Source organism: Sphingomonas sp. PAMC 26605, assembly GCF_000241485.1.
GTDB lineage: Bacteria > Pseudomonadota > Alphaproteobacteria > Sphingomonadales > Sphingomonadaceae > Sphingomonas.
This window is the reverse complement of sequence record NZ_JH584241.1, coordinates 2,265,092-2,267,403: the sequence shown is the minus strand read 5'-3', so window position 1 is coordinate 2,267,403 and position 2,312 is coordinate 2,265,092. Positions and strand designations below refer to the sequence as shown.

2 protein-coding genes are annotated in these 2,312 nt (G+C 68.3%); both read left to right on the top strand.

All coding sequences use genetic code 11. The features are described from left to right. The coding region (locus RH90_RS10600; protein WP_010185594.1) for a lysophospholipid acyltransferase family protein at positions 1-889 on the top strand (889 nt) is incomplete at its 5' end. A gap of 45 nt (positions 890-934) precedes the next feature. After that, on the top strand, positions 935-2,248 hold the full coding sequence (gene miaB, locus RH90_RS10595) for a tRNA (N6-isopentenyl adenosine(37)-C2)-methylthiotransferase MiaB (protein ID WP_081476918.1): 1,314 nt from the start codon (positions 935-937) through the stop codon (positions 2,246-2,248). The last annotated feature ends 64 nt before the right edge of the window (positions 2,249-2,312 follow it).

Sequence of the window (2,312 nt, the reverse complement as noted above, 5' to 3'; positions counted from 1 at the left end):
CCGCGCCTCCGCGCGGGCCGAGGCGGCCGCCGGCCGCCCGCCCCCGATCAGCTGGCTTGGCTGGGCCCGCCTGTGGACGCGCGTGAGCTTGCTTGGCGTTACGCTCCTGCTCGCCATTCCGCTGCATTATCTGTGGCGCATTGTGCGGCTTTCCTCACCCTGGCCACGGTTGTTCCTCGGCACCGCGGCGCGGATCTGCGGCGCGCGCGTGCGCGTCGTCGGCGTGCCGCTCAAGCGCGACGTGTTCTACGTTTCGAACCATGTCAGCTGGGTCGATATCCTCGCGATTGCAGGCGCGAGCGGGACCGCGTTCGTCGCCAAGGCCGAGATCCGCGCGGCACCGGTGGTCGGCTGGCTGGCGACGCTCAACCGAACGGTGTTCGTCGCGCGCGAGGATCGGCTGGGGGTCGCCGAGCAGATCAACGCTTTGCGCGAAACGCTCGCCGAGAATTGGTCGGTGACGGTGTTTCCCGAAGGCACGACGACAGATGGCCGCTCGCTCCTCCCGTTCAAGACGCCGATGCTGAAAGTGCTCGAGCCGCCGCCGCCCGGCGTGATGGTGCAGCCCGTGCTGCTGGATTATGGCCCGGTCGGCGCCGATATCGCCTGGATCGGCGAGGAAAGCGGCAAGGACAATGCGGTCCGCCTGCTCGCGCGAAAGGACCGCTTCCGCGTCGCGGTGCACTTCCTCGAACCTTTCTACCCACGCGATTTCACGGGGCGCAAACTGATCGCGGCGGAGAGCAAGCGGCGGATCGAGGCGGCGCTGTCGGTGGTGATGTGCGGGCCGGTCCCGCCGTTCATCGGGCACGACGCTTGGGCCGGCAAAGGCGATACCCTCCCCGGCGTGCTCGCTGCCGGACTCGAACGGCCCGCACCCAGCGTTTAGCAGGGGTTCTGCCCCGGCGCTTTTGCGCCTATAGCGCCGCCGATCATGTCAGACGCCAGAACCGCCCCCAAGACTTACGCCGTGAAATCGTTCGGCTGCCAGATGAACGTCTATGACGGCGACCGCATGGGCGAACTGATGGCGGCGCAGGGCCTGACGCAAGTCGATGCCAAGGACGCCGACCTCGTCGTGCTCAACACCTGCCACATCCGCGAACGCGCGACCGAGAAGGTCTATTCGGACATCGGCCGGCTGCGCAAGGATGCAGGCAAGCAAGGCCGCACTCCGATGATCGCGGTCGCCGGCTGCGTCGCGCAGGCCGAGGGCGCCGAGATCGTGCGCCGCGCCAAGGTCGATGTCGTCGTCGGCCCGCAGGCGTATCACAACCTCCCCGCGCTGGTGGCGCAGGCCGCGCGCGGCGAGGCGGCGCTCGACACCGACATGCCGGTCGACCTCAAGTTCGGCCACCTCCCCGCCCGCCGCCGCGTGCCGCCGAGCGCGTTCCTCACGGTCCAGGAAGGCTGCGACAAATTCTGCACCTATTGCGTCGTGCCCTATACCCGTGGCGGCGAAGTCTCGCGCAGTTGGGGACAGATCGTCGACGAAGCCAAGGCGCTAGTCGATGCCGGCGCGCGCGAGCTCACGCTGCTCGGGCAGAACGTCAACGCCTGGACCGACGGCGCGCGGGGCTTGCACGATCTGATCGGCGCGCTCGATGCGATCCCCGGCCTCGCGCGGATCCGCTACACGACGAGCCACCCCAACGACATGACACAGGGGCTGATCGACGCGCACGCGCAGGTCGGAAAGCTGATGCCGTTCCTGCATCTGCCGGTACAGGCGGGTAGCGACCGCATCCTCAAGGCGATGAACCGCAGCCACAGCCGCGACTCGTACCTGCGCATCCTCGACCGCGTCCGTGCCGCGCGGCCCGACATCGCGCTGTCGGGCGATTTCATCGTCGGCTTCCCTGGCGAGACCGAGGCCGATTTCCTTGAGACGCTGAGCCTGGTAGACGCGGTCGGCTATGCGCAGGCGTACAGCTTCAAATACAGCCCCCGCCCCGGCACCCCCGCCGCGACGATGGGCGATCAAGTTCCCGAGGACGTGATGGACGACCGCCTCCAGCGCCTCCAGGCCGCGCTCAACCGCGATCAGGCGGCGTTCAATGCCGCGACCGTCGGGCGGACATGCCAGGTGTTGATGGAACGCGCCGGCAAGCTGCCCGGCCAGCTGATCGGCAAGAGCCCGTGGCTGCAATCGGTCCATCTGGTGAGCGATGCCGCGATCGGCGATCTTGTCGAGGTGACGTTGGCCGAGGCGGGTGCGAACTCGATGCTTGGGCAACGCTCGCTCTGAGCGCCTCCCCTCCCTGAAAGGGAGGGGTCGGGGGTGGGTCGGCCCGTTGTCAAACGTTCCGCCC